The organism is Paenibacillus sp. FSL H3-0321 (assembly GCF_038002865.1).
In the GTDB taxonomy this organism is placed as follows: Bacteria; Bacillota; Bacilli; order Paenibacillales; family Paenibacillaceae; genus Paenibacillus_AQ.
This window is the reverse complement of sequence record NZ_JBBODH010000001.1, coordinates 2,509,788-2,535,660: the sequence shown is the minus strand read 5'-3', so window position 1 is coordinate 2,535,660 and position 25,873 is coordinate 2,509,788. Positions and strand designations below refer to the sequence as shown.

Sequence of the window (25,873 nt, the reverse complement as noted above, 5' to 3'; positions counted from 1 at the left end):
TTAATTTTCGCTAATATAGAGTATAGCAAATGATAGCTTAGAAAGATAAGTTTTGAAATTAAATTATTTTGCTGCAGGACAGCGGGAAGCGTTGAAGATCAATTTTTCCTCTTAAGCGCATAATTGCTTCTTCCACAGGTCACAATAGGGAAAAAGCAGAATGAAGGGATTAACATGAATGCTTTTCGTTTGAAAGAACAACTGTGGCGGCGGTGGAGACGTTGGAAAAAGGCTCCCTGGGTGGGAGCGGCTTGTATCGCTTTGACGGTAGTGGCCTGGCGCGGCATGCAGGTTCCGGAGGAGATCAGCGGATTGTTAAGCAATTCAGACTGGGCGATACCGGTGGAGTCGTTAAGCGAAACATACAGCCCGGAGCAGACCGGAGGGCAGGATGACAGCGTGGCAGCGGCGGCAGCCGTTTCTAATAATATCGGAAACAGCGAGGAAGACGGCAGTGCCGCTGTAGAGAGCAAACAACTGCTGGAAGCGGTTAGCCAAGACGCTGTCAGCAGAACGGTACATTTGAAGACGGTCTATGTTACGGGCGTAGAAGTACAGACCCTTTCAGGAGAGCGGAATCCGGGGCAGCTTAAAGTACTGATAGAGAAACATCCGGGCTGGAACGGCTGGATTAGCCAGGAAGGCGATTTGTGGCTGGAGCATCAAGTCAATGATCTTTCGCCGCTGACCAAAAAGGATGCTTATATCGGTGTAGACGCACACGGGAATTTAAGTCTGTTCAAAGGTCCGCCGGCAGCGGAAAAAGTGCTGAAGACCTTTTTTCAGATGGACATGGGCTCCATGAAGTCTTCGCTCCCGGAAGGGATCATGAAACAGCTGCATGAAGGAATACGGGTGCAGGACATTGAGGAGTACAACAGCGTGCTGTCGACATTCAGCGATTATGCACGTGATACGGCGGAGCAGGCAATGCAGTCGGAATAAGCAGCAGAGAATAGTACTGGAAGGCCCCTGATCTTATGATCGGGGGCTTTTTGGCATGAGGGTTACAAATGAGGCAAATTTGTTTCTCTGCTAGAGGGATTTTTGCTATAATGGGTAGAAGGAATACATATGTTCGCTTTAAGAGCGGGCAATGGATGAATACGGTGGAATATCCTGCCTGTTAGAAGGAGAGATTGGGCTTGCGCATCTTAGGAATAGACCCGGGGCTGGCGATTGTCGGCTTTGGCTTCGTAGATAAGGAAGGAAATAAATTGACGCCGGTTCAATATGGCAGTATTCAGACAGAGGCGCATACGCCTGAGGAAGAACGGCTGCTGCATGTCTATGAGGGCATGGTGCAGCTGATAGATAAATATAAGCCGGACGCAGTGGCAGTGGAAAAGCTGTTCTTCGCCCGCAATGTGACAACTGCGCTTCCGGTGGCGCAGGCACGGGGTGTGCTGATTCTGGCTGCCGTGCAGCGCGGGCTTCCCGTAGCCGAATATACACCGATGATGGTAAAGCAGGCTGTGGTCGGTTATGGCAAGGCTGAGAAGAAACAGGTACAGGAAATGGTGAAGCTGCTGCTGAAGCTGTCCGCTGTTCCTAAGCCCGACGATGTGGCCGATGCGCTGGCGGTGGCTGTTTGCCACGCCCATTCGGTGAGTCTTAATTCCAAACTAAATGAGGTATTGCGAAAATGATAGATTACTTAAGAGGACCGGTAGTACATTTGGAGTCGGAGTATGTGGTGCTGGATGTCCAGGGGGTAGGATACCGGGTGTTCTGCCCGAATCCTTATGCGTTCGTCAAGTCGGAAGGACCCGTGACCATCTACATCCATTATCAGACACGGGAGGATGCCACACTGTTGTTCGGATTCCCGACAAGGGAAGAACAGAAGCTGTTCCGCAAGCTGATTGAGGTGTCCGGTATTGGACCGCGCGTGGCGCTGGGGATTCTGACCGGCGGCACGCCGGACCAACTGATCTCGGCGATTTATCAGGAGAATATCACCTTCCTGACCAAGCTGCCGGGTATTGGCAAGAAGACGGCACAGCGGATGATTCTGGATCTGCGGGATAAGCTGGACGGTTTGAGCGCCGCCTCCATGCAGACGGGGTTATTTGCGGTGCCGATGGAAGAGCAGAATGCCGCCCTGCCGTGGCAGGAAGCCAGAGACGGTCTGAAAGCGCTCGGTTATACCGAAGCAGAGCTGGACCGGGTATGGCTGACGATGAAGAAAGAAGGCACAGATACAGGGACTGTCGATGTACTGATGAAGAAGGCGCTGGGGCTGCTATATATCGCCAAATAAGCCATAACGCAGCTGCCTAAAGGGACAGCCTTGAAGAACGGAGTGAGGAAATAGATGGATGACCGGATTATATCGGCGAATCTGATGATGGACGAGCAGGCGGTGGAATTAAGTCTGCGTCCCCGTTATCTGGGAGAATATATCGGACAGACACAGGTGAAAGAGAACCTGAAAATATATATTGAAGCAGCCAAAATGCGCAGTGAGGCACTGGATCATGTGTTGTTGTACGGGCCTCCGGGTCTTGGCAAAACCACGCTCGCGAACATTATCGCCAACGAGCTTGGTGTGAATCTGCGGACGACGTCCGGGCCGGCTATTGAGCGGCCCGGGGATCTGGCGGCGTTGTTGACCAACCTGCAGGAAGGCGACGTGCTGTTTATTGACGAAATTCACCGGCTGCACCGGACTGTGGAAGAAGTCATGTATCCGGCGATGGAGGATTTCGCGCTCGATATCATGATCGGCAAAGGGCCTAGCGCCCGTTCGGTGCGGCTGGATCTGCCGCCCTTTACACTGATCGGAGCCACCACGCGGGCCGGGCTGCTGTCGGCGCCGCTGCGTGACCGCTTCGGGGTGGTCAGCCGTTTGGAATACTATACGATTGATGAGCTGAGCTTCATCGTCTCCCGCAATGCCGAGCTGCTTGGCATTGAGATCCTGGGCGATGCCGCTGAAGAGATTGCCCTGCGTGCCCGGGGAACACCGCGGATTGCCAACCGCTTGCTGAAGCGGGTCCGCGATTTCGCCCAGGTGCGCGGTGACGGAATCATCACCCCCGATATTGCGGGTGAATCGCTGAAGATGCTGCAGGTCGATCCGCGCGGGCTGGACAGCATAGACCATAAGATGCTGCACTCGATGATCACCGCCTTTCGCGGCGGTCCTGTAGGGCTGGATACGATTGCCGCCACAATAGGCGAAGAGAGCCAGACTATTGAAGATGTGTATGAACCTTATCTGCTGCAGATCGGTTTCCTGCAGCGCACTCCCCGGGGACGAATGGTAACCCCGGCGGCTTATCATCACCTGGGTCTTCCGCTTCCTCCGGAGCAGCATTAAAGTTGAAATGCTAGACCCACAACAAACTTTTAGGAGGCTTCACGATGAATCATGCGAGGCGCAAACTGACAGGAATGGGACTGCTGGGCCGGGGATTGCTGGCGGCAACACTGATTGCAGGCAGCTTCCTGGTTCCTGCAGGTGATATCCATGCTGAATCCAGTGCAAACATCCGGGTTGCGATATATGCTGATATCGGCAGCAAATATAAATTAACCGTACCATACGTGACGCTGCAGTCTGCTAAGGAATTCAATTTTCTCTCCGGCCAGAGTGGGGCAGCCTCATTGCTGCTGGTTCCGGCCAACAGCAAAATACGCGTAAGTCTGGATAGCTACAAGGTTAAGGTTATGGAAGCTGCCACCTGGCAGGCAGCTGCCGATGCCGCCAAGAAGCTGCAGTCTACATCCGATAAGCCGCAGTTGCTGGTAACCTCGCGGAATGGGGTTAATGCATACCAGCTGTACACAGGTCCGTACGCCAGTGAAAATGCTGCCAAAGAAGGCCTTACCCGCGTAGGGAAAGCGGGACTGTCCATCCCGGCGGGCCAAACGTCAGCCGTGAAGGGCAATAAACACTTGTCTGCCGGAGAGTTCGCTTCCACTGAGGAAGCAGATGCTGCTCTCCAGGCACTGACGGCAGCCAATTTCGATGCCTGGAAGGTAATGGTGGCTGGAGCGGACGGCAGTGCCAAGACGCAGGTATGGGTCGGCGAAGCTACTGGCGAAAGTGAGCTTTCCGCCCTGCAGGCCGAAGTTGCGGCTGCACTTCCCCAGCTTGTCTTGTCTCCTGCTTCAGCACCCGGGTTAATGATCCGCAGTGACGCAGGATTGGACCTCAGTAAGGAGGGACAAGCGTTTCATTACAGTGTGTCCGGAGCCAATGCCAAGTTTATGGCTGCAGGCAATGAATCGGGGATTCAACTGGAGGAGAGATCCAAACGTACGTATCGCGGCAGCTTGGAGCTAAGTGGTTTAAACGGCTCATTGGCTGTCATTAATGAAGTACCGCTGGAGCAATACCTGTATGCGGTAGTCGGCGGAGAAGTCTCCTCGAGCTGGAATGAAGAAGCGCTTAAAGCCCAGGCAGTCGCCGCGCGCAGCTATGCGCTGTTTCAGGGCAAACGTTTTGATGTGGCCGATGTGGTCGATACGACACTAAGCCAGGTATATAACGGTATCGGGGCCGAAGCACCTACAATTATCAAGGCGGTGGATGCCACAGCCGGTGAAGTGCTGAAGAGCGGCGGGAAGATTGTCGAAACTGTCTTCTCCTCCAACAGCGGCGGCCGCACAGCGGATCCGTCAGAGGTCTGGGGCAATGGCGGAGCTGCTTTTGTCAGTGTGCTCAGCGCTGAGGATGCTTCGGCCTCTGCCTCATTTAAGAAGTGGTATTATGTGCTGCTGTCCAGCGGTGCCTCCGGCTATGCCCGTGAAGATAATATGAAACTGACCGGCAGTAAGACGGCGGCAGGACTTCCCCTTGCGACAGCTTCGACCAGTAATGTGAACATTCGGCCGCTGCCTGTTATCGACAGCAGTGCAAGTCCGGTAGGCAAACTGAATCCCGGTGAAAATGCTGTCGTATTGGATCAAGTCTATGAATCCGGGAGCTATAGCTGGATTAAAGGACCGTACACCTCGGCGGAGCTGCTCAAAAGCTTAGCCGGCAAGACAAGCAGTACACTGCCGTCATCCATTACCAGCCTGCAGGTTACCCAGCGCGGGCCTTCAGGAAGAGTCACTCAGGTCAAAGCCAACGGTAATATTCTGCAGGTTAAGTACCCGGATCTTTTCCGCTCCGCCTTTAATGGACTGCCCAGTACTTTGTTTGATATTGTACCTTCCGGCAGTTATACTGTATTAGGCGCTGACGGCTCTACCGCAACCATTGGCGGAACACAGTCTGCAGGTGTGCTTTCTGCATCCGGCAAGGTTACTGTCCAGAGCAGCGGAACGGTTGTAATGGGAGCTGATTCTTCGGCAAGAGTGGTTACAACTAACCCGGGATTTTACTTTATCGGCTGGGGCAATGGCCATGGGCTCGGCATGTCGCAGTGGGGCGTGAAGGGTATGGCCGATAACGGGTATGATTACAAGCAAATATTGCAACACTATTTTAATAACGTTACTATAGTTAAGGAATGAAGACTGACCATGAATGTAGACGATTATGATTTTCATTTGCCGGAGGAGCTGATTGCCCAGACTCCACTTTCTGACCGTAGTGCCTCAAGGCTGCTGCTGGTAAACAAGGAGAACGGAGAGCTTGCTCATCGGCATTTTACCGATATACTGGAGCAGTTTCAGCCGGGGGATACGCTTGTTCTGAATGATACACGCGTTATTCCTGCCAGACTGTTTGGGATCAAGGAAGACACCGGAGCCAAGGCGGAAGTGCTGCTCCTGAAGAATCTGGGAGAGGACCGGTGGGAAGCGCTGGTGAAGCCTGGCAAGAAGCTGAAGACCGGTGCGGTCATTATTTTCAGCGATGAACTCCGTGCGGTGATCGAAGACGAGGCCGATATGGGCGGCCGGACATTGCGCTTCATGTATGAAGGAATCTTTCAGGAGATTCTGGACAGACTGGGAACGATGCCCCTTCCACCCTATATTAAGGAAACACTCGATGACCGGGAACGGTATCAGACGGTATATGCCCGGCATGAAGGCTCAGCAGCGGCACCGACGGCAGGACTGCATTTTACAAAGGAACTGCTGGAGCGTATTGCCGCCAAAGGTGTAAATATTGCTTATATTACACTTCACGTTGGACTTGGCACATTCCGCCCGATGTCAGTAGAGAAGGTTGAAGAGCATGTCATGCATGCCGAGTATTTCGAGCTGTCCCGGCAAACTGCAGAGCTTCTGAATGATGCGAGAGCAAAAGGCGGCCGTATTATCGCTGTCGGTACAACCTCCTGCCGGACTCTGGAGACTGTGGGCAATAAGTTCCAGGGCGGACAGATTGAAGAATGCAGCGGGTGGACGGATATCTTCATTTACCCCGGATACGCATTCACAGTTGTTAACGCATTGATTACGAACTTTCACCTGCCAAAGTCCACTTTGGTTATGCTGGTGAGCGCTTTAGCAGGACGTGAACAGATTCTCGCCGCCTATGAGGAAGCGATAGCGCAGCAATACCGCTTTTTCAGCTTTGGCGATGCGATGTTTATTTATTAAGCAAGAGGAAGGGTTAAACAAATGGCAGCAATAACTTATGAACACATTAAGACCTGCAAGCAGTCCGGAGCCCGGCTCGGCAGAGTCCATACCCCGCATGGTGTCATCGAGACACCTGCCTTTATGCCTGTTGGCACACAAGCTACAGTCAAGACCATGAGTCCTGAAGAACTGAAAGAAATGGACGCTCATATTATTTTGAGCAACACATACCATTTATTTCTGCGGCCTGGCCATGACATTATCCGTGAGGCCGGCGGTCTGCACAAGTTTATGAACTGGGACCGGCCGATTCTGACGGACAGCGGTGGATTCCAGGTATTCTCACTGAGCGATATGCGCAAAATTACCGAGGAAGGCGTACATTTCCGCTCCCATCTTAATGGAGACAAGAAATTCCTTTCGCCGGAAGTGGCGATGGAGGTTCAGAACGCACTTGGCTCCGATATCATGATGGCATTTGATGAATGCCCGCCTTTCCCGGCAGAATATGATTACGTCAAAAAGTCATTGGAACGTACCTCCCGCTGGGCAGAAAGATGTCTCAAAAGCCATGCCCGTCCCGAGGATCAGGGGTTGTTCGCTATTGTACAGGGAGGCATGCATGAGGATTTGCGCCGCCAGAGCGCGGCTGATTTGACTTCCATGGATTTCCCGGGGTATGCTATTGGGGGGCTCAGCGTCGGAGAGTCCAAGCAGCTAATGTATGAAGTGCTGGATTATACTGTTCCGCTGCTGCCGCAAGGGAAACCGCGCTATTTAATGGGTGTCGGTTCACCGGATGCGCTGCTTGAAGGGTCAATCCGCGGAGTGGACATGTTCGACTGTGTTCTGCCTACCCGCATTGCCCGTAACGGAACGACAATGACCAGTCAGGGAAGACTCGTTGTACGCAACGCACAGTATGCACGTGATTTCGGGCCGCTTGATCCGGAATGCAGTTGCTATACCTGCCGGAATTATTCCCGGGCGTATTTGCGCCATTTGATCAAAGCCGACGAAACTTTCGGCTTGCGGTTAACGACATACCATAACTTACACTTCCTGCTGGATTTGATGCGTAAAGTGCGTGAAGCCATCAGAGAGGATCGGCTGCTTGATTTTCGCGATGAGTTTTTTGCACAATACGGATTGTATGATAATCTCAAAGGCTTCTAGTACGCCTGTAACAGAAGAACTGGATTGTGCTTTAATGCATATCGAAAGGGGGGAAAGGATATGTTACATTTTCAATTTGCAGCAAATCAAGGGGGGACCGGCAGCATTTTAGGTCTCGTAGGCCCGTTTGTACTTATGTTTGTGGTGTTCTATTTCTTGCTCATTCGTCCGCAGCAGAAGAAAACTAAAGCACGTAACGGAATGTTGAAAGCCTTGAAGAAGGGCGATAAGGTAGTCACTATTGGTGGCCTTCACGGGACGATCATGGAGATTTCCGACGACATCGTCGTTTTGCGCGTTAATGATGTGACCCGTTTAACCTTTGACCGGGGCTCTATCAGCCATGCTGTGGCACTGGAGACGGAAGGTAAGGAGTAGTATTTCTTTACAACTTACATAAAAAGCGGCGTATCTCCTCCGGGAGAACGCCGCTTTTTGGCATGCTATCACATAAATCTCGTATTCATCACCCTGAGGCAATTGAGGAAATTAACGGGCATCTGTGGCACGGCTTCGTACTGGAAGTGATGTTTCCTCACTGCGGAGTGTCAGCTTGGCCAGCTGTACTGCAACAGAGGTGGACACAACGGCCAGCAGAGTGCCGCCCAGCATATCAATCAGCCAATGAATGCCGAGATAGAAGATTCCGAACACAATAGCTACTGCTGAAATCGTCGAGATGATCTTCCAGCGGTTGTTCCCTGACCGAAAGGCGAGCAGCGCCGTAGCTACAGCGATGGCCGTGTGCAGACTAGGGAAACAGTTGTTTAGACCGGAGAGCGGCCGGTATTCCTGTTCAAAGTTTGGAAAGACATCCAACATGATGAATCTTACACCTGCCGGAGCATAGGACCAAACTTCGTTGATTGGAAAATATAAAAAGAACGGAATGGCGACTGTGTAAATCAGAATGACCGTGTAGCAGGTGGCATACAGCATCAGGCGGTTCTTCTCCAGCAAATAGACTCCGAGTGAAGCAGCCAGCACGGCTTGGAGCATAAAGATATAGAAGAAAACGACAATAGGTGTAAGCCAGGGAGCGTAGAATATTTGCTGCAGCGTCTGGACAAAATGTCCTTCAAGTCCAAAGAATACAGAAGTATAATCAGATGCCAGATGCATGTTCTGCTCGATCTGCAGCTCATATTTATTCAGAAGGAGAACACTGATCATTCCGATAATAACCAACAGAAATTTATAGGAGTGCAGCAGTTCCTTTCCGAGTTCTACAAAGGCCATAAAAGGGTTGCGCCGGGTGCTGATCCAAATCAGCAGAATTACTATTACAACGGTGTACAAAACAACATGGTTCATGGATTGGTAAAGCAAAGCTATCGAAGCCTCCTCAAGCTCTTACGAATTCAGATGAAACCAGTGTAACATATTTTTAAGAGAATGGTTTCAAATTTTATGGATTCTAATAATTTAGTTTTTTTGTAAATTAACTCCAAACATTCCGCCGAGCGCTCCGATTGCCGCAGCAGCTATAACCCACAAAGCATCAATGCCTGCAGGGGCACTATCAAGCGCCAAAAATCCGACCAGGAGCACAATGATTCCGTAAAATCCCCCCGTAAGTGATCCTTGATACCAGCCCTTACTGGTTGCCCTGCGTCCTGCCGTCAGTCCGCCGAATGCTGCGGCGATGCCGTGTACGATGTAGGTATACGTTGTAAGATCCTGTTCCTTCAGACCGCTGCCCCACAGCAAAAGTGAGAGGACAAACGCGCCCAGCAGCATCCACAGGAAGGATCGGCATAAACCGGATAATACAGGACTCGTTATTCTCCACGAGAACAGGCGCCGAATGAAGTACATGGTAAAACCTCCTAAATGTTTTTTGACGATCACCTTAAGTTAACTATTATTCATTGTATGGGGAGGCTTGCCCCAATAGTACAAGAATGGCAAAGCCTGCTCATTTACCATTAATTAATAAGACCATTTCCGAATGTTCCCTTAGCAGGGAGGCCAGAATAGGGGTACATTAATCCGCCCGTAAGGCAAACTGCCCGGGCGAGAAGCGGAAGGGGGAGCGAAGAGAATATGTTCCAGCATATTACTACCCATATCTTTCTGACCGTGCTGATGTATATCTTCATTTTCCTGAGCATGCGGATAATGGGGAAACGGGAAATTGGCAAGCTGTCTGTATTCGATTTAACGATTTCGATCATGATTGCTGAAATTGCGGTGTTTGTCATTGATGACATCGAACGGCCAGTTTATGACGGAATCGTACCCATGGCAACCTTGGTACTCATTCAGGTGCTTGTGGCCCAGTTCAGCCTTAAGAACAGAAAGCTGCGGCTGCTGATTGACGGCAAGCCCAGCGTGCTGATCTCAGATGGCAAAATACACCGGGAGGAAATGCGCAGGCAAAGATACAACCTTGATGATTTGCTGCTGCAGCTGCGGGGACAGAACATCGACAGTCCCGCTGATGTGGAGTTTGCCATTCTGGAAACCAGCGGCCAGCTTACCGTCATTGAGAAGAATAGGGGTGTGTCGTCATCCAACCAATCGGGAAACAGCAGCTCTAATGCCGAACAGAATGAACAGGGCAACGGTGGTGGTGACAGTTCCGGCGGCGTTAAGCTGCCGAAGCATAAAATCAGGTATGAAGGCCTGCCGATTCCGCTCATTATGGACGGGAAGGTGCAGGATACCAATCTGGAGCTGATCGGGAAAACAAGATTTTGGCTGAGAACCCAAATCCGCCAAAAGGGCGTATCTGATTTCCGCGATGTTTTTCTGTGCTCGATTGATCACAAGGGTGAAATTTATGTAGACCGCCAGCGCTCCAGATAGAGTATGGTTAACGCCGGCGTTTGAAGAACGGCACACGGTCCAGGTCGCGTACAGAGATCAGGCCTGAAAGCAGGCATATTCCCAGGTAGAGTGCCATACCGCAGGCGGCAGAAAGTAAAAATTGCAGCCACTGGGCATCGGCGATGGGCACAGAGGTATAGATGTAAGACATGCCAGCGGCCATGATAATCACCGCGGTCAAGGTTTTGAGTGGATCGGAAACTCTAATCGACAATTTAATCAGCTTAACCACACTGAAGCCGTGCAGTAAAGTTACAAAAATGCTGTTAACGATAATTGCGATAATTGCGCCATAAATCCCGTATTCGGGCTGTGAGGCCAAAATGAGAATGAGCAGGATTTTGATCACCGCACCAACCAGTGTATTAATAAGCGCCCTCCCGGGGCGGTCCATAGCTTGAAGAGCAGCCTGCAACGGTGCTTGGACATAGAGGAAGAGTGCAAAAGGCGCCATCATCCGCAGCATCGGAGCGGTGTCCGCATTGCCGTACATCAGCGTACATAGCGGTACGGCAAGGATATACATAATTGCAGCAAAGGGGGCTCCGGTTACCATAGCGAGCCTCAGGGCCTGATGCATTCTTTTATGAATGGTTGCCATATCATGGCGCGCTGCCGCCTCTGACAAGGAAGGAACGAGCGAAACAGCAAGGGAAGAGCTGAGCACTCCCGGCAGCAGCAGCAGTGGAATAACCATCCCTTGTAAGGAGCCGTACTGCGCGGTTGCAGCTGCGGTGGCAATTCCGGCAAGTGCCAGACTGCGAGCGGTAATAATTGATTCCAGAAGATAGGAAAAAGAGCCGACGAGCCTTCCGGCCGTGACGGGAACAGCAATGCCTAGCAGACGTTTCAGTACAGAAGTTTGCTTGCCCGCTGAAGGTTCAGGGATAACCGGATCTGGAATGTCATTTTCCGCGGTTGCAGGGTCAGGAAGATCCTTCTTGTCCTTTTTTAGGATGTAATAATATTGCCATAGCAGCACCAGCATGCCGACGATTTCACCAACGGTCACCCCCAGCATTGCTCCTGCCGCAGCAAAGGCAATACCCTTCGGAAGCAGCAGCCAAGAGAACCACAGCATAAAGATAATGCGGATTACTGACTCCAGAACGGAGGAGAGTGCGGAAGGAATCATGTTCTGCCTGCCCTGAAAGTAGCCCCGGTATATGGAAGATACGGCAACGATAGAGATCATCGGCGTCATGCTGACAAATGTATAATACACACGACTGTCCGTTAGGAGCACATTGGATACCCATGAGGCGCTGAACAGGGCGACCAGGGTGAACAAGATGCCGAGCGCCAGACTGAGGGTAAGTCCGGTATGCAGAATACGGCGTGACTCTTCAGGACGGTTCTCCCCCTCTGCCTCAGCTACCATTTTGGCGATGGCCAGCGGAATCCCTCCAGTGATTACAGTGATCAGCACGATGAAAAAGGGATAACCCAGCTGATACAGCCCGACGCCTTCAGCACCGACAATACGAGGTAATGCAATGCGCGGAATAAATCCAAGCATCCGGTTAATAATGCCTGCAGCAAGCAGTATAAGCGTTCCTTGGATAAAACTTTGTTTCCTTAGATTACTCAAAGGGCACTCCTTCTTCCCGAATTGAAATAAAACGCTGGCGTTCCTGTCTGTCCAAAAGGTAAGCTTGTGGATGTAGGCTTGTATATTGATATGCGGTACCCTGTCTACTCCATGACAAGCTTTGGAAATGACAAGTTTTAACCCGGAAGAAGGAAAGCGGGGGAGTCTGGTCGAATACTAAAAAGTAACATGCGAAAGCGAGCGAACTTTGGAGGTGTCAACACGTGGAATCGATAGAGTGGAGTGATGATGAGCTTGGTGAAGATATCGAAGCCATGTGCCGCAGCAAAGCGGAGGAATTCCGACTCCTCGGCTATGAGTATGTAACAGGCAAGGATATCTGGGATTGCATCAGCCGCAACTATGCCAAGGAGGGCAACCCTCCCCTGCACAAGCTTGTGAACGATATCTATTCCTTGAAGGCCACTAGTTATATGAATTATTTAACGATTGCCGCTTATCGGGGATTAAACTGATACAAGGAACGATTTTCTTTTGCAAATGGCTATAGGAAGCAGTAAAGTAAGAGAAGACCAATTTTGCTTTTCCTATCAAACGGATGGCTTGCCTTGGGCAGAGCCGGCCGTTTCTTTGTGTGAGTATAACACCGTCGTTCCTCCACGAATTGACGGTGATTTCGCACGTAGCTATAATAGGAATATTGAGTAATGAAAGGGGAACTAGCAAGAGCATGAAGAGACTTTTGAGCTTTATCATTACCGTGCTCGTTTTAACAGGCGTCATGGCATTTAGTACTCCCGGACTATTGGACAAGGTTCGGCTGGGGCTTGACCTGAAGGGCGGCTTCGAGATTCTGTATCACGCGGAGCCCATGGAAACAGGAGGAGAACTAACCCGTGCCTCGCTGCAGAAAACAGCGGAAAGTCTGGAGAAACGTGCCAATGCGCTTGGAACAAGCGAACCTGAAGTAACTACTGAGGGAACTGACCGCATCCGTCTGAAAATTGCGGGCGTTACCGACGAGGCTGAGGTGCGTAAGAAGATGAAGGAACCAGCGGTTCTGACCTTCCGCAGTGCTGCCGAAGGCGATGCTCCCGGGGTTTACAGCAAGATAGAACTCGTGGGCAGTGACTTTGTTGAGAATGCTGCTGAGGTTCAACGCAACAACTTGAACCAGCCTGAGATCGGGATTACTGTTAAGGATAAGGATAAATTCGCGGAAATTACCAAGCGCCTGCTAGGTAAAGAACTTGCTATTTATCTTGACGAAAATTTGTTATCCGCTCCGCCAACGGTAAGAGCAGTACTTACGGATGGGAAAGCTTCGATTTCCGGAGGTTACACTATAGATCAGGCACGTGAACTGGCCGATACGATTAACCTCGGTGCCCTGCCGCTGAAGCTGACAGAGAAATATTCGCAAAGCGTAGGCGCTACCTTGGGCAAGCAATCCCTTGATCAAACGATCAGAGCGGGACTTGTGGGTTCCCTGATTATCTTGATCTTTATGATCGGCATGTACCGCTTACCGGGTGTGCTGGCCAGCTTCGCGCTCATCCTGCACACATGGCTGCTGATTCTGGTATTTGTCGTTGCTGACTTTACTTTGACACTTCCTGGTATTGCCGCGTTCATTCTCGGTATAGGGATGGCAGTTGACGCCAATATCATTACCAACGAACGGATAAGAGAAGAAATGCGCAGCGGGAAGAGCATATTGTCTTCCGTCAAAGCGGGGAATAAAACCTCTTTCCGGACCGTTATGGACGCCAATGTGACGACTATTATCGTAGCGGCCGTTATGTTCGCATTTGGTACGGGTGCGGTTAAAGGCTTTGCTCTGATACTGATTGTGGAAATTGTGCTCAGTATCGTAACGAACCTCTATTTTGCCCACTGGCTGCTCAGTACACTGGTCAAAGCCGGCGTTCTGAAAAAGCCGAAGCAATTTGGGGTAAAGGAGAGTGACATCCGTGCGCTTTAAGAAAGAACTTGATTTTGTACATTTGAGTAAGTTTTTCTATATCTTTTCTATTGTCCTTACGATACTCGGCTTAGTGTTCCTGGGCTTTCTTGGACTGAACTACAGCGTTGATTTCAAGGCCGGCTCCAATGTTGACGTGGCGCTGTCCAAGACGATTACACAGGAAGAACTAAATCCTGCGCTCAGCGGTCTGGGCCTCTCCCATGAACCAAGCATCACGATTGGTGAGAAACGGGTGAATATCCGTTATGATGAGGTTCTTAAAGAGGAACAGAGCGAGCAGCTGCAGGCTGCAATTAGCAAGATTGATGATAAAGCTTCCTTCGAAATTAACACGGTGGATACAGAAATGGCCAAAGAGCTGGCGCGTAATGCGATCTATTCTGTGCTGATTTCCTGTCTGGGGATTATCATTTATGTAAGTATCCGCTTTGAATGGCGTTTTGCCCTGGCTGCGATTGTAGCGTTGGCACATGATGCGTTTATGGTTGTTGCGATCTTCTCGATTTTCCGCCTGGAGGTGGATTTGACCTTCATTGTCGCAGTGCTGACCATTATCGGTTATTCCATCAATGATACCATCGTTATCTTTGACCGGATTCGCGAGAATTTGCGCTTCGGCAAGCAGAAGACGTATGAGGACCTTAAGGGACTGGTGAACAAAAGTGTAAGCCAAACCCTGATGCGTTCCCTCTACACAGCGTTTACGGTATTTATTGCTGCATTCTTCCTGCTTATCCTTGGCGGAGAGTCCATCAAAATGTTCTCACTTGCGATGGTTATCGGTTTGCTCTTCGGAGCCTATTCCTCGATCTTTATCGCGAGTCCGCTCTGGCTGCTGCTGAAGAAGCGCCAGAAGACTCCAGTGAAGAACAATCCGGCCAAAGCTTAAAATTTCCTGTCCCGAAAAGCCGCGTCAAAGGCGACGCGGCTTTTCGAATCTTTGGAGTGGAATGAGCAAACTTCAATCATCATGAGATTACTCGCTACCCGGCAAGGAGGCCTCGTTATGAATGACAAACAATCACCGCAAAGTGAGACGGTTGCCTGGACCGGAATCGTCAGCGATGTTGCATTGGCTTTGGCTAAAGGAAGTGTTGGCTATTTCTCCGGCAGCAAAGCCTTGCTGGGTGATGCTTTATATTCCGGAGCAGACGCTGCAGCCAAGCTGGCGGATACTCTTCCGTGGCGCTCAGAACTGGTTAAGAGGAATAAAGAAACAGAACGTACCCAGAAAGGGCAACGTAATAAGGAACCGGTTGTCGCGATCCTTTTTTCAGTTCTTATTCTAATGGGCGGGCTGCAAATTGCCTTCTCGGCAATTCGCGATTTAACCCGGGGACATTTATCACCCACTGGAGAGGCGGCGATTGTTACCGTCCTGATCTCCATCGCGTTTAAAGAGGCTATCTTTCAATATCAATATCGTTATTTTAAGAAAATTGGCGATGGCAGCCATGCCGCATACGCGGATAACCACCGCTTCAGTTTATATACTTCAATTACCGTATTTGTCGGGATTGCCGGGTCGTTTGCCGGAGGATATCTCAACTGGAATCCTCTGCTGTATATGGACCCGATTGCCGCTCTTCTAACCAGCGCGCTAATTATCCGCAAAGGGTATTCGCTGATTACGACTTCTGTATTGGCCCAGAGGGATCAGGAACTTCCTTCCGCGGAGACGGCCAGCTTTATTGAAACCGTGGAACGGGTGCATGGTGTTATTCGTGTAGAGTATTTAAAAGCACTTGAGCAGGGGCGTTACGTGAACCTCCAAGTTAAAATCAGCGTTAACCCGCGGATTACCGTGACAGAAGCCCAGGATATTTCGGAATGCGCCAGGAAGCTGCTGCAGCACCGTTTTGTCCATGTGGGCGAGGTTCATATGGATGTTGTGCCTTATGATCCGGGTTATCCTTACAAAAGCAACTATGAGCTCGTGGACAACGATAGTCCTACGCTGCTCCAGTAGTTCGCAGGGTGAGAGAAAGGTGAACTTAATTGCTTCATTCAAAAACAAGATGGCATTCTCCGGCAGCCGATCCCATTGCAGTAGAGGAATTGGCCCGGAGCCTTTCTATTTCTCCGCTCCTTTCATCACTGCTGGTAACCAGAGGTTTGGGGACGGCTGCTGATGCTTTGCAATTCATGGATGGAGGCGCGGAGGATAGACATGATCCGTTCCTGTTGAAGGGAATGGCCGAAGCGGTTCCACGGATCAAAAAAGCATTGCAAGAAGAAGAACATATTCTCGTGTACGGTGATTATGATGCGGATGGAGTGTCCAGCACCGCGCTGATGATCTACCTGCTGCGTTATCTGGGGGCATCCTTTGACATTTATATTCCCCATCGTTCAAATGAAGGCTATGGGCTGCACAATCATGCGCTGGACTGGGCGGTACAGCAGGGAGTATCGCTGGTTATTACCGTAGACACCGGAATTAGCGCTTATCATCAGATCGCTTATGCGACAGAGCTTGGAATCGATGTGATCGTAACAGATCATCACGAGCCGCCTGAACTGCTGCCGGAGGCCTTTGCACTGATTAATCCCAAGCTTCCTGACTGTCCTTATCCTTTCAAGGGTTTGGCGGGTGTAGGGGTTGCCTACAAGTTGGCCGAAGCCATGCTTGGGGACGAGGTGCCGGAGGAATGGAGCGAGATCGCTGCCATTGGTACAGTTGCCGATCTTATGCCGCTGCTCGGTGAGAACCGCAGTCTAGTGCGCAGAGGACTCTCCAGTATGCGGCACTCACCTTTTCCGGGGATCCGGGCCTTGCTTGATGTTAGTGCTGTAACGATGAGTACAGTAAGCGCTGTAAATATTGCCTTTGGCATGGCGCCGCGCATTAATGCCAGCGGACGGCTGGATCACGCAGGCCGTGCTGTGGCTTTACTCACGACCACAAATTCCGGGGAAGCTGAACAGCTTGCCGGAGAACTGGATCTTCTTAACAAAGAGCGTCAGCTGGTCGTGGAAAGAATCGTCACGGAAGCCACCGCTAAATTTGAGCAGCAGACCGCAGAGGGAACACTGCCGGACATTATTGTTCTTGCTGATCAAGGCTGGAATGTCGGCGTGGTGGGTATTGTGGCCTCTAAGCTGCTGGATAGGTATTACCGTCCGGTGATTATACTGGATGTTCACCCCGAAACCGGGATGTGCAAAGGTTCTGCCCGCTCGATTCCCGGTTTGGATATTTATGCGGCGCTTTCTTCCTGCGCCGGGCTGATGGATCATTTCGGAGGCCATCCAGCTGCAGCAGGGATGAGCCTGCATCGAGATAAGCTGGAAGCCTTCGCGGCTGCGCTTAATGAGTTTGCAGCCTCCGTTCTGCAGCCGGAACTTTTCATGCCTGTGACCGCTGCGGACGGTGAAACGGCGATCTCTGATTTAACGCTGCAGGCCGCACTGGATTTGGACAGGCTGGCTCCCTTCGGGATGGCCAATCCGCTGCCCAAGTTTATTGTTCGCGGAGCTGCGGTGAAGGAGACCCGAAAGATGGGGCAGGATGGCAAACATCTCAAGCTGGTCTTGCAGCAAGGCAAGCATACGATTGAGGCGGTAGCCTTCGGCAAAGGTGCGTTAGCCCAATTGCTGCCAGGTGGCACTATGATTGATGTCCTGGCGGAGCTTTCGGTGAATGAATGGAACGGCTCGCGCAAACCTCAGCTGATGCTGCAGGATTTGGCAGTCCCGAATGCGCAGCTGCTGGATTTGCGCGGGACTGCTGATGCAGTGAAGCAGGCGGCCACCCTCAAAGAGCTGCTGCTGCAATACAGCAGCGGAACTTCCTTCAGCGCTGCAGCTGTGTTTCACAACAGCCGCATGACGCCGCTGAATCAATTGAAAGGCATGTCGCTTTGGGTATATGATGAGAATGCTGGGATCTCCGTGCTGAATCAAGGACAAGCCGATACTGGTGAAGGCAAGGTTTCCCTGCTTTGCCTGCTGGACATGCCGGGAACACCAGAGCAGCTGGATGCGGTGCTTGCTGCTTTTCCACAAGCTGAGAATATCGCATTGCTGCACTCCATTCGGGACGGCCGTGACCGGCTGCAAATACCGACACGTGATCATTTCAAGTCGTTATATAAATTGCTGGCTTCGATTGCTGATGCGGCGACACCGGAGCATGAGGTGCTGCTGCGGCTTAGCCGCCAGTCTTCACTCAGTGTGCGCATGCTGGGCAAGATGCTTGAGGTGTTTGAGGAACTTGAATTTATCAAGCGCAGCAACGGGACTATTACCTTTGTTACCCAGCCTGCGGCGAAGAGTCTTACGGCCTCCAGGCATTTTGTCAGACTGGGTGAGACTGCGGAAATGGAGCAATATTTCATGGAAAGCAGCCTCAGCGAGCTGCAGGAATGGATGCTGTCCCGCCGTTTAGGAGCATCCTAGGGCGGAATGGATTGGAGGCTTTGCTTCCGAAGCAAGTTTGTTTGAAGAGAATTCAGTGAGTGAACTGCTCACAACCTTTAGGAGATGATCATGTTGGATTTAAAAGACAGTATTCGTGTGATTCCGGATTTTCCGCAAGTGGGAATCAGCTTTAAAGATATTACTACATTGCTTAAAGACGGCGACAAATACCGCCAGGCGATTGATGAGCTTAAAGCGCTTGTGTCACATCTGCAGATTGACGTAATTGCCGGTCCTGAGGCGCGCGGTTTTGTAGTCGGCGCACCGCTGGCTTACGCGCTGGGGGTCGGATTTGTACCGATTCGCAAGAGTGGCAAACTTCCTTACGAAACCATTGAAGTGGGTTATGATCTGGAATACGGCAAGGATAAACTGGCCGTTCATACCGATGCCATCAAGCCGGGACAAAAGGTGCTGATTGCTGATGACTTGCTGGCTACCGGCGGTACCATTGCCACATCAGTTAGTCTGGTGGAACAGCTCGGCGGCAAAGTTGTCGGCGCTGCTTTCCTCATCGAACTGGTAGAGCTTGCCGGACGCAACAAACTTTCGGATATTGAAGTGATATCCCTGATGACTTACGAAGACTAATTTCAAACGGGATAACTTTTCCCGGGAAATAAAAAGCGGATCGCTGTCGAATGAAGACAGCGATCCGCTTTTATTAATATAATTGATTCGTTTTATATAGAATGACTTGATAACTACACAAAAGGGCAAAAGTAGCGGAGGGGAAATTTGGAACTGTAGGAGCGATAGCGACCGCCTTTGTCACCGGATTTCCACCGCATATAGCGGGTACAATCAAGAAATCTGGGGACAACAGCGGCCGGAAGTCCAAATATTCACCGTAGCTACGTCCTCGCCCAAATGGGGACAGCTTAAATCAATCTGTACATTTACTATAAACGGATGCCATCCTGAAGCAGATGAGCATCCGTTTTCTTCATATATAAGTATTCGGGGTCTAATGGGCGGATTTCTCTTCTTCCTGCTCGTTTGACCAGCCAAGAACCTCGAACAGCTTGAAGAGCAGAGACAGAACCATACCAACAATCGTAGCCAGCGCCATTCCTTTAAGCTCCACTTTGCCCATGTTCAGGGAGATGCCGCTGATGCCGACAACAAGCACCAAGGTAGCCAGAATCATATTGGTTGCTTTGGAGAAGTCGACCTTCTGCTCTACAAAGATCCGCAAACCGGAAGCCGCGATAACCCCGAACAGCAAGAGGGAGACTCCGCCCATTACCGGTGCGGGGATATTGGCAATGATAGAAGAGAAGGTGCCGGAGAACGAGAGCAGAATGGCAATGACAGCTGCTCCGCCGATCACATACACCGAATACACTTTGGTTAAGGCCATAACACCGATGTTCTCGCCGTAAGTAGTATTAGGAGTAGAACCCATGAATCCGGAGAGGACGGTGGAAATCCCGTTCCCCATCAGCGAGCGGTCAAGACCAGGATCTTTCGCCAGATCTTTGCCGACAATGTTGCTGGTTACGAGCAAGTGGCCGATGTGTTCAACGATAACGACAAGGGATACAGGAATAATGGTGAAGATTACTTCCCAGTCAAAGGATGGGGTGACGATCGTCGGGTGGGAGAGGAACTGAGCTTCGGAAATGGCGCCCGTGTTAACCTTGTGCATAATATAGGCCAGCACATAACCGGTAACAATCCCGATCAGAATATGAATGATTTTGGGGAAGCCCCGGAAGAGTACTGCACCAATAACCGTTACACCCAGCGTTACCATAGACAGCGTAATTGCGCTTCCGTCCGGTGTCCAGTCGGCAGCACTTACACCTTCAGGAGCGATCAGTCCGGCCATACGTGCAGCAACCGGTACCAGTTCCAGTCCGATAGTTGCTACGATTGCGCCCATAACCGCCGGAGGGAATACCACATCAATCCAGCCTGTACCGGCATAACGGACGACTAAAGCGACGAGAATAAAGATAATACCGGTAACAATAAACGCTCCTAGTACAAGCGAATATCCATGCATATGATCGCTCTCGTTTTTGGTAAGCACGCTGAGTACCGGTGAGATAAAGGCAAAGCTTGATCCAAGATAAGCCGGGATTTTGCCGCGGGTAATCAGGATGTAAAGCAATGTGCCGATACCGTTCATCAACAGGATCATGCCAGGGTCTACCCCAAACAGGTTGGGGACAAGCACCGTGCTGCCGAACATGGCGAATAAATGCTGAAGACTTAGCAGAAATCCCGGGCCCCAAGGGAGTTTCTCATTAACTTGAAATTCGCGTTGCAATGGAGTTCACTTCTCTTTCTTTATGTGGTTTTAGGTTAGGTCGCGGAAAACCGCTTTTACTAGATTAAATAGTACGGCGACTTTTTACAACAACAATTTTACAGATGCCACGAAATTGCCCATTCTTTGAGGCCTAAGCCTGCAGGAATGCCACACTATGGCAAGTGTTGACGTAATCCATCGTAAGCGTCATAATTATAAACAACTTTAAACTGCGTGTAGTGCAGCCTGGAAGAGCTGATAACCCTGCAAACCGGACACACCTTGCGGGTTCATTCATTAAATAGATAAACTCCATTACGGAATTTTTCTTTATAGAAAGGAAACGGATACGACGAGAATGGGCATAGAGCAATTAATTGAAAAGGCTAGCGCCTATATAAAAGAAAAAGATCTTCTCCGCATCCGGGAAGCTTATGAATTTGCCGATCAGGCTCATCACGGGCAGGTTCGGAAATCGGGGGAGCCATACATTCTGCATCCGCTCGCGGTCGCAGATATTGTCGTGAATATGCAGATGGATGTCATATCCATTATTGCAGCGCTGCTGCATGATGTCGTAGAAGATACAACGGTGTCACTGGAGCAGATCCGCGAGAATTTTGGCGATACCTGTGCCATGCTGGTGGATGGTCTGACGAAGCTGGAACGCATCCGTTTCCGTTCCAAGGAAGAGCAGCAGAACGAGAATTACCGCAAAATGTTCATTGCTATGGCTCAGGATATCCGCGTCATTGTGATCAAGCTGGCGGATCGTCTGCATAATATGCGGACACTGAAGTACCAGTCAGAAGAAAGCCAGCGCCGCATTTCTTATGAAACGCTGGAGATTTTCTGTCCCATTGCAGACCGTTTGGGGATATCGGCGATTAAATGGGAAATGGAGGATATCGCTCTCCGTTACCTGAATCCGCAGCAATACTACCGTATTGCCAATTTGGTGCATAAAAAACGGGCGGAACGCGAAATGTTCATTGAGAGCGTAATCGGCCGCATTCGTGCCAAACTCGATGAAATGGGCATTGAAGGCGATCTCTCGGGACGTCCTAAGCATATTTACAGTGTCTATAACAAAATGAGCACCAAAAACAAGCAGTTTAACGAAATCTATGATCTGCTCGCTATCCGCATTATCGTCGACAACATTAAGGATTGTTATGCCACATTAGGGATTATTCATACTCTTTGGAAGCCGATGCCCGGACGTTTCAAGGATTATATAGCCATGCCCAAAGCGAACATGTACCAATCGCTGCATACGACGGTAGTGGGTCCAGGCGGAGAGCCAACGGAAGTGCAGATCCGTACCTGGGAGATGCACCGCACCGCCGAGTTCGGGATTGCCGCCCACTGGGCTTATAAAGAAGGAAACAGCAATAACGTCAATCCGGAGAACCGGATGCCGTTTTTCCGCGAAATTCTGGAACTGCAGCATGAAGCCAAGGATGCGGAAGAGTTTGTGGAATCGCTCAAAATGGATTTTTTCTCCGACCTTGTCTTCGTATTTACCCCGAAGGGTGAGGTTGTGGAGCTGCCGGCAGGTTCCGTTCCGCTTGATTTTGCCTTCCGTATCCATACGGAGGTAGGTAACCGGACTATCGGCTCCAAGGTGAACGGGCGGATCGTCCCGCTGGATCACAAGCTGAAGACCGGGGATATCGTGGAGATCCTGACCTCGAAGAATTCGTATGGTCCCAGCCGAGACTGGTTGAAGATCGCACAATCCTCGCATGCACGGAGCAAGATCAAGCAATGGTTTAAGAAGGAGAAACGCGAGGAGAATGTTGAAAAAGGCCGTGAAGCGATCGAACGCGAGCTGAAGCGCCTCAATGTTGAAGTATCGGATTGGCTTACGGAAGATAAGCTGACTGAAGTATCGAAGAAATTCGCTTTTGGCGATTTGGAAGATATGCTCTCGGCAGTCGGTTTCGGGGGGATTACTGCGGCGCAGATCGCCTCCAAGCTTACGGAGAAGCTGCGCAAGGATCAGGAAGAGGCCGCTGGGCATCTGGAGCTTACTTCTGAGATGAAGGAGATTAAGTCCAGCGGAGAGAAACGGAATCAGCCAACCAACGGAGTGCGTGTAAAAGGAATTGATAATCTGCTGGTCCGTTTTGCACGATGTTGCAATCCGGTCCCCGGCGATGACATTATCGGTTATGTGACGCGCGGACGCGGTGTTTCCGTCCACCGCGAGGACTGTCCGAACATTCCGGGCGATGGTGACGGGGAAGAGTCAGCACGTGTGATTGAAGTGGAATGGGAAGGCAGTATGGAAGCCAACTACAGTGTTGATATTGAGATTACCGGCCATGACCGCAACGGCCTGCTCAATGAAGTGCTGCAGGCGGTGTCAGAGAGTAAGACTAACATTTCTGCGGTCACCGGACGCTCCGACAAGAACAAGATGGCGATGATTCATATGACGATCCTTATCCGCAATACAGACCATTTGCAGTCAGTGGTCGATCGGGTGAAACGGGTCAAGGATGTATATACGGTTAACCGCATTATGCAATAAGGCAAGGAGTGGAACGCACCAATGAGAGTGGTCGTGCAGCGCTGCAAGGAAGCAAAAGTTACCGTGGATGGGACAATCACTGGAGCTGTAGGCCAAGGCCTGATGCTGCTTGTCGGCGTTACTCATGAGGATACGGAGAAGGATGCTAAATATTTGGCCGACAAGATCGCCGGATTGCGCATTTTTGAAGATGAATCTGGCAAAATGAACTTCAGCGTCACCGAGACCGGCGGAGCAATCTTGTCCGTGTCGCAGTTTACGCTGTATGGAGATTGCCGTAAAGGCCGGCGCCCCAACTTTATGGCTGCCGCAGCACCCGCTGAGGCAGAGCGGCTTTACGACTATTTCAACCATGAGCTGAGAAATGGCGGACTTACGGTGGAAACAGGCGTGTTCGGCGCAATGATGGATGTATCACTGACCAATTGGGGCCCGGTCACCCTGATTCTGGACAGCCGGGGTTAGCTGCGAAGTTAATTGCCGCTTTGGCAAAATTTAAGTTGTTTACGTGCATCAAGGATGCCGCGTGGGGTTCCGTTCCAAGGACCCTATGCGGCATCCTTTACTTTTTCCCTGCGGATAGGCGGGTTCTGGGCTGGATAAACTAAGGGAGAGTCATAATTCACCGAGGAACAGGGAGTCCAGCATGAGACAATCACAGAAAGCATGGGTATGGAGCGTCTTGCCGGCATATGCGGCCGGAAGTTCTGCAGAAGCCGCTGCGGCGGCCAAAGGGACCGTGGAGCAACAAGAGACTGACGTGTTGAAAGGAAGAAGCCGCAGCCTCCTGCCGCGCACTTGAAATGCTTGGGAGGCTGCGGTTTTTGGCATATTGGGCGTAACTCTTTTTATAGCGTAAAGGGATGAAAAGAAAGGTAAGCAGCTGCACTTCGTTAGAAAGCGCTGCAATAAGGGTAATAAGAAGACGAGAACAGAAAAGTGGAGAGGAGAATTAATCTCATGAGTAAAGTTGCATTTCTGCTCGCCAACGGTTTTGAAGATTCCGAAATGAAGGTACCTTACGATGAAGTCATAAAAGCAGGGCATCAGGCGGAGATCATCGGTCTGAAGAAAAACGAAACCTTGCTCGGCAAAAAAGGCAGCGTGTCCTATGCAGCTGATAAAGCCATCAGCGAGGTGAAAGCAGCAGACTATGACGCTGTGGTTATTCCCGGAGGCTCGTCCCCGGAAAATTTACGGCTCGATCCTGATATCCTGAGCTTTGTGAAGGAAGTAAGTGGAACAGGCAAGCCGATTGCCTCCATCTGCCACGGACCGCAAATCCTGATCAGTGCAGACTTGCTGCAAGGCCGCACGGTGACATCCTACCCGCCCCTTAAGGATGATGTGGTTAACGCAGGAGCGGAATTTAAGGATGAAGAGGTCGTCGTGGACGGCAATTACATTACTTCACGCACACCAAAAGATGAGCCCGCATTTGTGCGTGAGCTGTTGAAGGTGTTGTAATAAAAGCTTGGCCCCCAAAATCTAAACAACAATCCAAGGAGGGAACGACAATGAGTAGAAGAATCCAGGCTTATTTCAGAACAGAAGATGAAGCAGAAGGCGCTAAGACGGCATTGATTCCTTACGGAGTGGATAATCTGGAAGTATCTCCGCTGACGGATCCTTTAAAAACAGACGGGAATTACAGAAATAATATCCTGATTCCCTTGGTTCCTTATAACAACTCCGCGATGACCGGAGGCGCATTTGGCGCTACGGGTGCGGTTGCAGGCTCCGGCCCGATTGCCGGTGCACCTATTGTACCGGCAATCGATGTGAACGACGGTCCTGATGATTTGGATAACCGCAGTGCGGGTGATGTCCGGAATCATGCTGAATTTGACGACAGGGATTTGGATGATCTTCGTTATGTCATGGAAGTTAAGGTGGCTGACGGCAAACAGGATGAGGTTATCGAGGCGCTGCGCCGGAAGCGTGCCTACGTGGAAATCTTTGATTAAAAAGAGAGCACGCTCTCTCGCAGATGAATAGTTGCGAAACTACAGCTCCGCCGATCCGTTTCAGGGATTGGCGGAGCTTTTTAAAATCCAAGAACAGTAATATTTCTTTTATTTCTCTGGACAGGGAATTATGTTGTAGTGTAAAGTAGTCCTTGTGTTTCAGTAGGGGATTGTCCGGATTTATAAAACGCTTTCTTTTCTGTAATACAACCGTAATATTACATTCATGATTCCTTAATATAGCGTGTTTATAATAGAAGCATGACCCCCTTTTTTATAATATATGATGATGGACCTGCAGCAATCGGCTGCAGGTCACTTTTTTTGTAATAGCTTTTTTTATTGGATTCCTTGACTTTAGCGCAGTGGTTCAGTAGAATCTAACAATATACAGATTGTCATATAGTTTTGATGACGGGACCAAGTAATCCGTACCCCACAACCCCAGAGAGGAATCCCCCGCAGAGATGGATATCGTCCTACCGTAGGATGAGCTTACCGTTTCCGCCCGGCTGCAAGGATTCTGTTGATGAACGGATGAATGACCTCCCCGAGAACGCACGGCGAAAGCAGGCAATGAAGATTGCCGGGAGTCAGTAGCCGATTGCGCGTAGGCGGGCGTTAACCGCTTAGAGCGGATTCAGGC

24 protein-coding genes are annotated in these 25,873 nt (G+C 50.5%); 20 read left to right on the top strand and 4 right to left on the bottom strand.

The window, feature by feature from the left end:
* Positions 1-174: 174 nt before the first annotated feature.
* The 8 genes from MHI45_RS11150 (at position 175) to yajC (ending at position 8,046) form a co-directional block, all read left to right on the top strand.
* Positions 175-945 carry a BofC C-terminal domain-containing protein gene (locus MHI45_RS11150; RefSeq protein ID WP_076109172.1) on the top strand — a complete coding sequence of 257 codons (771 nt, stop codon included), beginning with the start codon at positions 175-177 and terminating at the stop codon, positions 943-945.
* A gap of 200 nt (positions 946-1,145) precedes the next feature.
* A complete protein-coding gene (ruvC, locus tag MHI45_RS11145; protein WP_038595613.1) occupies positions 1,146-1,649 on the top strand; it encodes a crossover junction endodeoxyribonuclease RuvC in 504 nt (167 codons plus the stop codon).
* Complete coding sequence (gene ruvA / locus MHI45_RS11140) at positions 1,646-2,263, top strand: Holliday junction branch migration protein RuvA (protein WP_076109171.1); 618 nt, start codon at positions 1,646-1,648, stop codon at positions 2,261-2,263. The genes ruvC and ruvA overlap by 4 nt, the downstream gene beginning before the upstream one ends.
* Positions 2,264-2,317: 54 nt before the next feature.
* A complete protein-coding gene (ruvB, locus tag MHI45_RS11135; protein ID WP_076109170.1) occupies positions 2,318-3,325 on the top strand; it encodes a Holliday junction branch migration DNA helicase RuvB in 1,008 nt (335 codons plus the stop codon).
* Positions 3,326-3,369: 44 nt separating this feature from the next.
* Complete coding sequence (locus MHI45_RS11130) at positions 3,370-5,472, top strand: SpoIID/LytB domain-containing protein (RefSeq protein WP_076109169.1); 2,103 nt, start codon at positions 3,370-3,372, stop codon at positions 5,470-5,472.
* Positions 5,473-5,481: 9 nt separating this feature from the next.
* A complete protein-coding gene (gene queA, locus MHI45_RS11125; protein ID WP_076109168.1) occupies positions 5,482-6,510 on the top strand; it encodes a tRNA preQ1(34) S-adenosylmethionine ribosyltransferase-isomerase QueA in 1,029 nt (342 codons plus the stop codon).
* Between the two features lie 21 nt (positions 6,511-6,531).
* The gene (gene tgt, locus MHI45_RS11120) at positions 6,532-7,668 is read left to right on the top strand and encodes a tRNA guanosine(34) transglycosylase Tgt (RefSeq protein ID WP_076109167.1); all 1,137 of its coding nucleotides are present in this window, start codon (positions 6,532-6,534) and stop codon (positions 7,666-7,668) included.
* 60 nt (positions 7,669-7,728) lie between these two features.
* On the top strand, positions 7,729-8,046 hold the full coding sequence (gene yajC / locus MHI45_RS11115; protein WP_076109166.1) for a preprotein translocase subunit YajC: 318 nt from the start codon (positions 7,729-7,731) through the stop codon (positions 8,044-8,046).
* Between the two features lie 111 nt (positions 8,047-8,157).
* On the opposite strand, the gene MHI45_RS11110 is transcribed toward yajC, so the two are convergent.
* Positions 8,158-8,997, bottom strand: a complete 840-nt coding sequence (locus MHI45_RS11110) for a phosphatase PAP2 family protein (RefSeq protein ID WP_256718018.1) — start codon at positions 8,995-8,997, stop codon at positions 8,158-8,160.
* 96 nt (positions 8,998-9,093) lie between these two features.
* On the bottom strand, positions 9,094-9,486 hold the full coding sequence (locus MHI45_RS11105) for a TIGR04086 family membrane protein (RefSeq protein WP_076109165.1): 393 nt from the start codon (positions 9,484-9,486) through the stop codon (positions 9,094-9,096).
* Between the two features lie 228 nt (positions 9,487-9,714).
* Here MHI45_RS11105 and MHI45_RS11100 point away from each other — a divergent pair, with 228 nt between their 5' ends.
* Complete coding sequence (locus tag MHI45_RS11100; RefSeq protein WP_076109164.1) at positions 9,715-10,479, top strand: DUF421 domain-containing protein; 765 nt, start codon at positions 9,715-9,717, stop codon at positions 10,477-10,479.
* A 7-nt stretch (positions 10,480-10,486) separates the two neighbouring features.
* Here MHI45_RS11100 and spoVB read toward each other — a convergent pair whose 3' ends face one another.
* Positions 10,487-12,091: a stage V sporulation protein B gene (gene spoVB / locus MHI45_RS11095; protein ID WP_076109163.1), complete on the bottom strand. Its 1,605-nt coding sequence runs from the start codon at positions 12,089-12,091 to the stop codon at positions 10,487-10,489.
* A 224-nt stretch (positions 12,092-12,315) separates the two neighbouring features.
* Between spoVB and MHI45_RS11090 the strand changes: the two genes are divergently transcribed.
* From MHI45_RS11090 to MHI45_RS11065, 6 genes are all read left to right on the top strand, one after another.
* On the top strand, positions 12,316-12,567 hold the full coding sequence (locus MHI45_RS11090) for a post-transcriptional regulator (RefSeq protein WP_038595596.1): 252 nt from the start codon (positions 12,316-12,318) through the stop codon (positions 12,565-12,567).
* A gap of 215 nt (positions 12,568-12,782) precedes the next feature.
* Positions 12,783-14,036, top strand: a complete 1,254-nt coding sequence (secD, locus tag MHI45_RS11085) for a protein translocase subunit SecD (RefSeq protein WP_076109162.1) — start codon at positions 12,783-12,785, stop codon at positions 14,034-14,036.
* Positions 14,026-14,928, top strand: coding sequence for a protein translocase subunit SecF (gene secF / locus MHI45_RS11080; protein WP_052092263.1), 903 nt, complete (start codon positions 14,026-14,028; stop codon positions 14,926-14,928). The genes secD and secF overlap by 11 nt, the downstream gene beginning before the upstream one ends.
* A 117-nt stretch (positions 14,929-15,045) precedes the next feature.
* Positions 15,046-16,008, top strand: coding sequence for a cation diffusion facilitator family transporter (locus tag MHI45_RS11075; RefSeq protein WP_076109161.1), 963 nt, complete (start codon positions 15,046-15,048; stop codon positions 16,006-16,008).
* A 29-nt stretch (positions 16,009-16,037) separates the two neighbouring features.
* Positions 16,038-18,440, top strand: a complete 2,403-nt coding sequence (recJ, locus tag MHI45_RS11070; RefSeq protein WP_340896891.1) for a single-stranded-DNA-specific exonuclease RecJ — start codon at positions 16,038-16,040, stop codon at positions 18,438-18,440.
* Positions 18,441-18,533: 93 nt separating this feature from the next.
* On the top strand, positions 18,534-19,052 hold the full coding sequence (locus MHI45_RS11065) for an adenine phosphoribosyltransferase (protein ID WP_038600521.1): 519 nt from the start codon (positions 18,534-18,536) through the stop codon (positions 19,050-19,052).
* A 376-nt stretch (positions 19,053-19,428) separates the two neighbouring features.
* Here the strand turns inward: MHI45_RS11065 and uraA are convergent, their stop codons facing one another.
* Complete coding sequence (gene uraA / locus MHI45_RS11060) at positions 19,429-20,739, bottom strand: uracil permease (RefSeq protein ID WP_340896892.1); 1,311 nt, start codon at positions 20,737-20,739, stop codon at positions 19,429-19,431.
* Between the two features lie 340 nt (positions 20,740-21,079).
* Here uraA and MHI45_RS11055 point away from each other — a divergent pair, with 340 nt between their 5' ends.
* The 5 genes from MHI45_RS11055 (at position 21,080) to MHI45_RS11035 (ending at position 25,227) form a co-directional block, all read left to right on the top strand.
* Positions 21,080-23,260, top strand: a complete 2,181-nt coding sequence (locus MHI45_RS11055; protein ID WP_038595588.1) for a RelA/SpoT family protein — start codon at positions 21,080-21,082, stop codon at positions 23,258-23,260.
* A gap of 21 nt (positions 23,261-23,281) precedes the next feature.
* Positions 23,282-23,725, top strand: coding sequence for a D-aminoacyl-tRNA deacylase (dtd, locus tag MHI45_RS11050; RefSeq protein WP_076109158.1), 444 nt, complete (start codon positions 23,282-23,284; stop codon positions 23,723-23,725).
* Positions 23,726-23,906: 181 nt separating this feature from the next.
* The gene (locus MHI45_RS11045; protein ID WP_156130950.1) at positions 23,907-24,062 is read left to right on the top strand and encodes a hypothetical protein; all 156 of its coding nucleotides are present in this window, start codon (positions 23,907-23,909) and stop codon (positions 24,060-24,062) included.
* Positions 24,063-24,220: 158 nt separating this feature from the next.
* On the top strand, positions 24,221-24,727 hold the full coding sequence (locus MHI45_RS11040) for a type 1 glutamine amidotransferase domain-containing protein (protein WP_076109157.1): 507 nt from the start codon (positions 24,221-24,223) through the stop codon (positions 24,725-24,727).
* A gap of 50 nt (positions 24,728-24,777) precedes the next feature.
* Positions 24,778-25,227, top strand: coding sequence for a hypothetical protein (locus MHI45_RS11035; RefSeq protein ID WP_038595583.1), 450 nt, complete (start codon positions 24,778-24,780; stop codon positions 25,225-25,227).
* The last annotated feature ends 646 nt before the right edge of the window (positions 25,228-25,873 follow it).

What these genes read in the sequence shown, in the direction of transcription:
- MHI45_RS11040 (WP_076109157.1), top strand. Translation starts at nt 24,221, where the DNA reads ATGAGTAAAGTTGCATTTCTGCTCGCCAACGGTTTTGAAGATTCCGAA.
- dtd (WP_076109158.1), top strand. Translation starts at nt 23,282, where the DNA reads ATGAGAGTGGTCGTGCAGCGCTGCAAGGAAGCAAAAGTTACCGTGGAT.
- secD (WP_076109162.1), top strand. Translation starts at nt 12,783, where the DNA reads ATGAAGAGACTTTTGAGCTTTATCATTACCGTGCTCGTTTTAACAGGC.
- MHI45_RS11150 (WP_076109172.1), top strand. Translation starts at nt 175, where the DNA reads ATGAATGCTTTTCGTTTGAAAGAACAACTGTGGCGGCGGTGGAGACGT.
- MHI45_RS11045 (WP_156130950.1), top strand. Translation starts at nt 23,907, where the DNA reads ATGAGACAATCACAGAAAGCATGGGTATGGAGCGTCTTGCCGGCATAT.
- MHI45_RS11055 (WP_038595588.1), top strand. Translation starts at nt 21,080, where the DNA reads ATGGGCATAGAGCAATTAATTGAAAAGGCTAGCGCCTATATAAAAGAA.
- MHI45_RS11075 (WP_076109161.1), top strand. Translation starts at nt 15,046, where the DNA reads ATGAATGACAAACAATCACCGCAAAGTGAGACGGTTGCCTGGACCGGA.
- MHI45_RS11035 (WP_038595583.1), top strand. Translation starts at nt 24,778, where the DNA reads ATGAGTAGAAGAATCCAGGCTTATTTCAGAACAGAAGATGAAGCAGAA.
- yajC (WP_076109166.1), top strand. Translation starts at nt 7,729, where the DNA reads ATGTTACATTTTCAATTTGCAGCAAATCAAGGGGGGACCGGCAGCATT.
- MHI45_RS11130 (WP_076109169.1), top strand. Translation starts at nt 3,370, where the DNA reads ATGAATCATGCGAGGCGCAAACTGACAGGAATGGGACTGCTGGGCCGG.
- ruvA (WP_076109171.1), top strand. Translation starts at nt 1,646, where the DNA reads ATGATAGATTACTTAAGAGGACCGGTAGTACATTTGGAGTCGGAGTAT.
- ruvB (WP_076109170.1), top strand. Translation starts at nt 2,318, where the DNA reads ATGGATGACCGGATTATATCGGCGAATCTGATGATGGACGAGCAGGCG.
- MHI45_RS11100 (WP_076109164.1), top strand. Translation starts at nt 9,715, where the DNA reads ATGTTCCAGCATATTACTACCCATATCTTTCTGACCGTGCTGATGTAT.
- MHI45_RS11105 (WP_076109165.1), bottom strand. Translation starts at nt 9,486, where the DNA reads ATGTACTTCATTCGGCGCCTGTTCTCGTGGAGAATAACGAGTCCTGTA.
- queA (WP_076109168.1), top strand. Translation starts at nt 5,482, where the DNA reads ATGAATGTAGACGATTATGATTTTCATTTGCCGGAGGAGCTGATTGCC.
- tgt (WP_076109167.1), top strand. Translation starts at nt 6,532, where the DNA reads ATGGCAGCAATAACTTATGAACACATTAAGACCTGCAAGCAGTCCGGA.